The 7,089-nt window shown below is 69.6% G+C and carries 8 protein-coding genes; 4 read left to right on the top strand and 4 right to left on the bottom strand.

Annotated elements, in window-relative coordinates; genetic code table 11:
* Both Q8M88_RS14325 and Q8M88_RS14320 read left to right on the top strand, forming a co-directional pair.
* Positions 1 to 984 (top strand): L,D-transpeptidase (locus Q8M88_RS14325; protein WP_305597835.1); only part of this gene is annotated, 984 nt, incomplete at its 5' end.
* Positions 985 to 1,031: 47 nt separating this feature from the next.
* On the top strand, positions 1,032 to 1,652 hold the full coding sequence (locus tag Q8M88_RS14320) for a beta/gamma crystallin-related protein (RefSeq protein WP_305597834.1): 621 nt from the start codon (positions 1,032 to 1,034) through the stop codon (positions 1,650 to 1,652).
* On the opposite strand, the gene Q8M88_RS14315 is transcribed toward Q8M88_RS14320, so the two are convergent.
* The 3 genes from Q8M88_RS14315 to Q8M88_RS14305 are packed head-to-tail and all read right to left on the bottom strand — an operon-like array spanning position 1,649 to position 4,998.
* Positions 1,649 to 2,740, bottom strand: a complete 1,092-nt coding sequence (locus Q8M88_RS14315) for an aromatic ring-hydroxylating dioxygenase subunit alpha (RefSeq protein ID WP_305597833.1) — start codon at positions 2,738 to 2,740, stop codon at positions 1,649 to 1,651. The genes Q8M88_RS14320 and Q8M88_RS14315 overlap by 4 nt on opposite strands.
* A gap of 33 nt (positions 2,741 to 2,773) precedes the next feature.
* On the bottom strand, positions 2,774 to 4,372 hold the full coding sequence (locus Q8M88_RS14310) for an alpha-amylase family glycosyl hydrolase (protein ID WP_305597832.1): 1,599 nt from the start codon (positions 4,370 to 4,372) through the stop codon (positions 2,774 to 2,776).
* Between the two features lie 2 nt (positions 4,373 to 4,374).
* On the bottom strand, positions 4,375 to 4,998 hold the full coding sequence (locus tag Q8M88_RS14305; RefSeq protein WP_305597831.1) for an ATP-dependent Clp protease proteolytic subunit: 624 nt from the start codon (positions 4,996 to 4,998) through the stop codon (positions 4,375 to 4,377).
* 123 nt (positions 4,999 to 5,121) lie between these two features.
* Here Q8M88_RS14305 and Q8M88_RS14300 point away from each other — a divergent pair, with 123 nt between their 5' ends.
* The gene (locus tag Q8M88_RS14300) at positions 5,122 to 5,850 is read left to right on the top strand and encodes an extensin family protein (RefSeq protein WP_305597830.1); all 729 of its coding nucleotides are present in this window, start codon (positions 5,122 to 5,124) and stop codon (positions 5,848 to 5,850) included.
* Between the two features lie 45 nt (positions 5,851 to 5,895).
* Positions 5,896 to 6,657 (top strand): SDR family NAD(P)-dependent oxidoreductase, encoded by a 762-nt coding sequence (locus Q8M88_RS14295; protein ID WP_305597829.1) that lies wholly within the window; start codon positions 5,896 to 5,898, stop codon positions 6,655 to 6,657.
* Here the strand turns inward: Q8M88_RS14295 and Q8M88_RS14290 are convergent.
* A partial coding sequence (locus Q8M88_RS14290; RefSeq protein ID WP_305597828.1) for an aminotransferase class I/II-fold pyridoxal phosphate-dependent enzyme occupies positions 6,647 to 7,089 on the bottom strand: 443 nt, incomplete at its 5' end. The two genes, Q8M88_RS14295 and Q8M88_RS14290, sit on opposite strands and share 11 nt — an antisense overlap.

Here is a 7,089-nt window from a genome sequence, read left to right as displayed (position 1 = left end):
GTAGCGCCCGCCGCGCCCGCACCGGCGCCGGTGGTGACCCCATCGGTCTCGCCACAGGCCCAGGCGATCGACGCGGCGGCCTTCTTGGCTGCGCCCGCGACGCCCGCCCTGGCGCGCGACGGGCTGATCCGCGCCCAGGTGCTGCTCGACCGCGCGCACTTCTCCCCCGGCGTCATCGACGGCCGAGCCGGCGAGAACGTGCGCCAGGCGTTGGCCGCCTTCGAAAAGGCGCGCGGACTGCCGGTGGACGGCGTTCTCGACGATCAGGCTTGGGCGGCGCTCACCGCGGCGGACACCCAACCGGCCATGCAGGACTATGTGATCGCGCCGGAGGATGTCGCCGGCCCGTTCGTCGACAAAATCCCCACCGACACCGCCGCCATGGCGGCGCTGGATCGTCTGGCCTACGCCAGCCCTGCCGAGTTGCTGGCGGAGAAATTCCACATGGATGAGCGCCTGCTGCGTGCGCTCAATCCCGCCGCTGACTTCACCAAGGCGGGGACGACGATCGTCGTCGCCGCGGTCGGCGCCCGGCCGCTGGCCGCCAAGGTCGCTCGGATCGAGGTCGACAAGGCCGAACGCGAAGTGCGCGCCTACGGCGCCGACGACGCCCTGCTGGCGGTCTATCCGGCGACGGTCGGCAGCACAGATCGGCCGGCTCCGACAGGCGAGTGGGAGGTGCGCACCATCGCGCCCAACCCCACCTGGACCTACGATCCTTCGCGCCTGACCTTCGGCAAGGAGAAGAAGAAGCTGACCATCGCCGCGGGGCCGAACAATCCCGTGGGCGTGATGTGGATCGACCTGACCAAGGAGACCTACGGCATCCATGGCACGCCGGATCCGGTGAAGGTCGGCAAGGCCGAAAGCCACGGCTGCGTGCGCCTGACCAACTGGGACGTCCAGCAGCTTGGCGCCGCGGTGCTGAAGGGAACCAAGGTCGTGTTCGTCGGCGCCGAGAGCGCGGCCGGCAAGACGACATGAGCGTCACAGTGAGCTAGGCCTATGAGACCGAAACCGGGAGATGCAGCATGCGGATGATCCTGAGCTTGGCGGCTCTATCGTTGCTGGCCGCACCACCGGTCCTGGCCCAGCCGGGCGTCTATCATCCGCCGCGCGGCAGCTATGAGCGACTGTGCTCCAACATCCAGATGAACGGCCAGCTGATGAGCGCCACCTGCCGCGGCGCCCGCGGCGCGGGGCAATCGACCATCAACATCCTGAGCTGCGATAGTGATATCGGCGTCGACGCCGAGGGCGGCCTGATCTGCGCCGGCGGTCCCGCCGCGCCGGCGCCGTCCTACCGGCCTCCGACGCAGCCCCCGGTCTATGATCGCGCCGATCCCAACTATGGCGGCGGGCCAGGCTGGAACGGCGACTATCGGCCGGGTCGTGGCGGCGGCGCCTCGCTGTTCGGCGGTCGCGGCTGGCGCGGGCCGGCGGTTCGGATCCGGGGGAACACGCCCAACCTCGACCAGACCGGTCTGAACGACCGGGTGCGCTCGATCCAGCTGGAGCGGGGCTCGGGCCCGTGGCTGATCTGCACTGACGCCGACTATCAGGGGCGATGCACGACGATCCGCGACAGCGTCACCGACACCCGTCGGCTCGGGATGGGCGATTCGATCTCGTCGCTTCGGCCGCTGCGTTAGCTGCGCCAGCGCAGGGTCGCCGCCTCCACCGGGTTGACGAACGGCCGGCTCTCGCGCCGCGCCGCTGACCACTCGCGCTTGAGCTGCTGGTACCATTTGGCCTGGCGGTCGGCGTCGTCGATCCACAGCAGGGTCGGGTCGTAGCGCAGGCCCTGGTTCTGCAGGTTCACCATGTCGCCGTCCTGGCGCAGGAAGGCCCGCGCGCCGGCGGCGATGAACGGGCGCAGGAAGACGAACGCCGGGTGGTCCGACCAGACGATCTGGGTGATCCGCGTGGTCTTGGCGTCCACGGGCGTCAGGCAGGTCAGCGACAGCACCTGACGCGCGCCCACCGTCACATGCTCCCAGCGCAGGCCGGGCAGGCGGAAGGTGATCTCGGTCAGCGGCTCGCCGCCCAGGATGGCGTAGGCGCGGCTGTTCTTCGACGGCTCGTGGCGCACCATGGCGAAGCCGGCGTCGCGCGGCTCGAAGCGCTTGGCCTTCTCGTGCTGGCTCTTGGCCGATCGCCACCACCATTGCTGATGCACATACGGTCCGTGGGCGGGATCCATCAGCCCGACCACCGCGTGGTCGATGTGGGCGTCGAAGGTCATGCGGTCGACCAGCTTGGGCTTGCCGCCGACCACCCCTGGAAACGTCGGCGGATCCTGGTCAGGCTCGCCCGCGCCGACCCAGACGAACACCAGGCCCTGGCTCTCGACCACCGGATAGCGGCGCACGCGGATGCGCGTGACGTCCATCTCCTGGTCGGCCGCCAGGGAGGGGATGGAGGCGCAGGCGCCGTCCAGGCCGAAGCGCCAACCGTGATAGGGGCATTCGACGGTTTCGCGCCCATCCGCCTCGCGGGTCAGCTTACCGGCCGACAGCGGCGCCGCGCGGTGCGGACAGATATCGCGCAAGGCGATCAGGCCGCCGCCCTGGGTACGCCCCAGCAGCACCGGTTCGCCCAGCAGTTCGTAGCGCGCCATGCGGCCGGGTTTCAGCGCGTCCGCGAGCTCGACGAAATACCAGATGTCCGCAATGAAGCTCTCGCCGAAGCGGGCGGCTGCGGCGGGCGCGCGGGCAGGCTTGGCGTCGCCTTCGGGCATGCTTGCGTTGTAGCCGCGCTTGGGGGCGCGAGGCTAGGTGTTCGCGCGCGGCAGCGTGACCCAGGCGAACGCCTGGGCGTCCAGGCGCAGCTCGGCGCCATCCAAGGCGGCTGCGCCATAAGACAGCAGCACGCTCGCGCCGATCAGCCGCGAATCAACCAGGCGTTCCGCCTCCGCGCCCAGGTTGAAGACGCAGAGGACCTGCTCTTCGTCCGTCTCGCGCAGGAAGGCCACGACGCCGCCGTCGGCGCGCAGCAGGCTCATCTCGCCCAGCCGCAGGGCGGACGAGCTGCGCCGCGCAGCGATCGCGCGCCGGGAGAACGCCAACATCGATTCCGCGTCGGCCTCCTGGGCGGCGACCGTCAGGCCCGCGTGCTCCGGCGCCGCCGGCAGCCACGGCGCGCCGTCGCTGAAACCCAGATTGGGCGCATCCGTCCGCCACGGCATCGGCGTGCGGCACCCGTCACGGCCACGCACCGTGGGCCAGTACAGATCGCCGACTGGATCGCGGAGCTGGCGCCGCGTCAGCGCGGCCTGTGGGAGGCCCAGCTCCTCGCCCTGGTAGATCAACGGATTGCCGCGCAGCGCGCAGAGCAGCGCGAACGAAATCTTGGGTGAGACGCTGTCGAAGCGTGTCGCGGTGCGGACGATGTCGTGGTTGGAGAATGCGATGGACGGCCAGTGCCCGGGATGGGCGTCCATCCGCAGGGCGTGATCGCGCATCAGCGTCGGCGTGAGCGCCTCGGCGTGCAGCAGTTCGAAAGCGTAGCCGGAGTGCAGGCCCTGGTCCGGCGGCAGGTAGGCGCCCGAGCGTTCGGGCTCCTCGAAGAACTCGCCGAACACGAACCGATCGCCGAACGCCTCGACACGCCGGCGGATCAGATCCAGCATCTCGACGTTTTCCGGCAGGTTGGCGTCGTTGACGTGACGCTGCAGGTCGCTGGCGTGGCCCCACTGCGCCGGCGTGCGCTGATCGACGGGTACAACGGGATTATCGGTCAGGTCTGCGTCGTGCAGGTAGGTGCCGGCGACATCGAGCCGGAAGCCGTCGACGCCGCGGGCCAGCCAGGTGTCGAGCACGGCCAGGGCCGCTTCGCGCGCCCCCGGCGCCCGCCAGTTCAGCTTGGGCTGCTGGCGCAGGAATTTGTGGTGGTAGTGCTGGCGACGCGCCGGCTGGTAGGACCAGGCGGGCCCGCCGAACACCGACAGCCAGTTGTTCGGCGCAGTCCCGTCGAGTTGCGGATCGGCCCAGACGTACCATTCGGCCTTTGCGCCGTCCGGCCCCTGGTCGCGGCTGGCGGCGAACCAGGGGTGCTCGTCGGAGGTGTGCGACAGCACCTCGTCGAGGATCAGCTTCAGGCCGCGTGCGTGGCATGCCGCCAGCAGCGTCTCGAAATCTCCCATCGTTCCGTAGTCGGGATGCACGTCGTCGAAGTCGGCGACGTCATAGCCCCAGTCGCGGTCGGGCGAGGGGTGGATCGGCGACAGCCAGATCGCGTCCACCCCCAGGCTCTGCACGTAGTCGAGCTTGGCTAGGACGCCCGCAAGGTCGCCCTGGCCGTCGCCGTCCGCGTCGTAGAAGCTGCGGACGTAGATCTGATAGACGGCCGCCCCCTTCCACCAGGGCGACATGGTCAGGCCTCGTCGACGCGCCGGATGATCCGCGAGACCACGCCGTATTCGACGGCCGCTTCGGCGCTCATCCAGAAGTTCCGCTGGGTGTCCTTGACGATCTTGTCGAAGGTCTGGCCCGTCTCCTTGGCGATCATGTGATTGACGCGGTCACGCATCTTCACGATCTCCTCGGCCTCGATCTGGATGTCCGAGGCCTGGCCGCGCACGCCGCCGGCCGGCTGGTGCAGCAGGAAGCGGGTGTTCGGCAGGCAGAGCCTGTTTTCCTTCTCCGCGCCCAGGAAGATGTGCGCGCCGGCGCTGGCCACCCAGCCGGTGCCGATGACCTTCACCCGCGGCCCGCAGAAGCGGATCACGTCATGGATCGTGTCGCCGCTCTCGACGTGGCCGCCGGGAGAGTTGATCAACATCCGGATGTCCTTGTCGCTGTCGGCCGCCATGGCCAGCAGCTGCGCGGTCACCCGTTCGGCGAGGCGCATGTCGATCTCGCCGAACACCAGCACCGTGCGGCCCTTGAACAGGGCGTTCTGCACCGGGCCGGACGTCATCGGCATGTCCGGCAGGCGCGCCTTGTCGTCTTCGTCGCCGTCGTCGTCGTCCAACCGGCCGGTCAGCATGTGGCTCATCTCCTGGTTCGCAAGTCGGCGCGCAACCTGCGTCGGGCGGCGGCGCGCCGCAAGGGGGCGCGAGGACGGATCAGGCGATAGCTGTGCGAACCCGCGTCGCGCCTGGGCGTTCCCGATGTCTGCATGCCCCTCAAGCCCGCCTCGCCGTTCGCACGTTTCCTGGCCGGCGTCTGGTCCACGGCGCTCGACCTGGCGGTCGTCGGCATGGCGCTGGCCTTCGCGGTCGACGCCTGGGCTCCGCCGCAAGACCTGCCTTGGAAGCCACTGCGGCTGGCCGACCCGCCGGGTTTGGCCACGACGATGAAGTTCGCCAGGGCGGCGGACGATCCCGTCGCTTGCCGCGCGGTGATGCGCGAGGGCGGGGTCACCTTCTCGGAGGAACCCGAGCGTAGCGAGGGCTTCTGCAGCACGCATGACGCCGTCCGCCTGCTGTCCGGCGCGATCGCGCTTTCGCCGGCGGCGCCGGTGATGACCTGCCGCGAAGCCCTGGCCTACGTCTTCTGGAGCCGCAATGCGGTGCAGCCCGCGGCGCGCTCACTGCTGGGTGAGCCGGTGGCGCGGATCGAGCACTATGGGACCTACGCCTGCCGCAACGTCTACGGCCGCAGCCAGGGCCGCCCAAGCGAACACGCCACAGCCAACGCCCTGGATGTTGCGGCCTTTCGTACGGCCTCAGGGCGTCGGCTCACGGTGTCGGGTGATTTCCGCGGCGAGGCAAAGGATGGCGCATTCCTGCGCGCGACGCGCGACGGGGCCTGCCGCTGGTTCCGCGCGGTGCTGAGCCCGGATTACAACGCCGCTCACCGCGATCACCTGCATCTGGATTTCGGCCGTTACCGGCGTTGCAGCTAGCCGCCGCCTTGGGCACAACGGCGCATCGCCCGCAGGAGCTCGCGCATGGAACTTTTCGACCTCACCGGCAAGGTGGCCGTGATCACCGGATCGTCCCGCGGCATCGGCCTGGCGATCGCCGAACGCATGGCCCAGCACGGGGCCAAGGTGGTGATCTCGTCTCGCAAGGCCGACGCCTGCGAGGCGGCCACGGCTGCGATCAACGCCCGCTATCCCGGCGCGGCGGCGTCGATCCCGGCCAACATCTCGTCGAAGGACGCCCTACAGCATCTCGTCGACGAGACGCGCCGTGTGTTCGGCAGGATCGACATCGTGGTCTGTAATGCGGCCTCCAACGTCTTTTACGGCCCAATGAGCGAGATTTCGGACGAGGCGCTGCGCAAGACGCTCGACAACAATGTCGTGTCCAATCACTGGCTGATCCAGATGGCGGCGCCGGAGATGAAGGCCCGCGGGGACGGCGTGGCGATCATCATCTCGTCGATCGAGGGCCTGCGCGGCAGCGCCCACATCGGCGCCTATTCCCTGTCGAAGGCCGCCGACATCCAGCTCGCCCGCAACCTCGCCCAGGAGCTGGGGCCGCATAATATCCGGGTCAACTGCATAGCGCCCGGCCTGGTGCGCACCGACTTCGCCAAGCCCCTGTGGGACAATCCCGAGCCTGAGCAGCAGAGCCGCTTCATGACGCAACTCGGTCGGGTCGGCGAGCCGGACGACATCGCCGGCGCCGCAGTGTTCCTGGCGGCGCGCTCGGGTTCCTGGGTGACGGGTCAGACCCTGGTGGTTGACGGCGACGTCATGTGCTGACCGTTAGGGCGGCGCGCGACAGGTCCCTGGCGTGGGAGAGGCGCCGCACAGCGTCGTCCAGCACTTCGTCCTGCTTGGCGAAGCACAGGCGCATGAGGTGACTGGGCGCATCCGCCTCGTAGAAGGCCGACACGGGGATCGCCGCGACGCCGGCCTGGGTCACGGCGCGCAGGCAGAAGTCCCGGTCGCCCTCCGTCACGCCTGACGCCGCGAGGTCGACGATGAGGAAATAGGTCGCCGGGGCGGACAGCACGCAGAAGCCGGCCGCGCTCAGGCTGGCCCCCAGGCGGTCGCGCGAGCGCTGCAGGTCGGCAGGCATGGCGGTGAACCAGTCGGCGTCCTCGTTCAGCCCCCAGGCGACGGCGACCTGCAGGTTGGGCGGCGTGGTGAAGGTCAGGAACTGGTGGGCGCGGGCCATCACCTGGGTCAAGG

It is taken from the genome of Phenylobacterium sp. (assembly GCF_030693805.1).
Taxonomy (GTDB): domain Bacteria; phylum Pseudomonadota; class Alphaproteobacteria; order Caulobacterales; family Caulobacteraceae; genus Phenylobacterium.
This window is presented reverse-complemented; position numbering and strand designations above follow the sequence as displayed.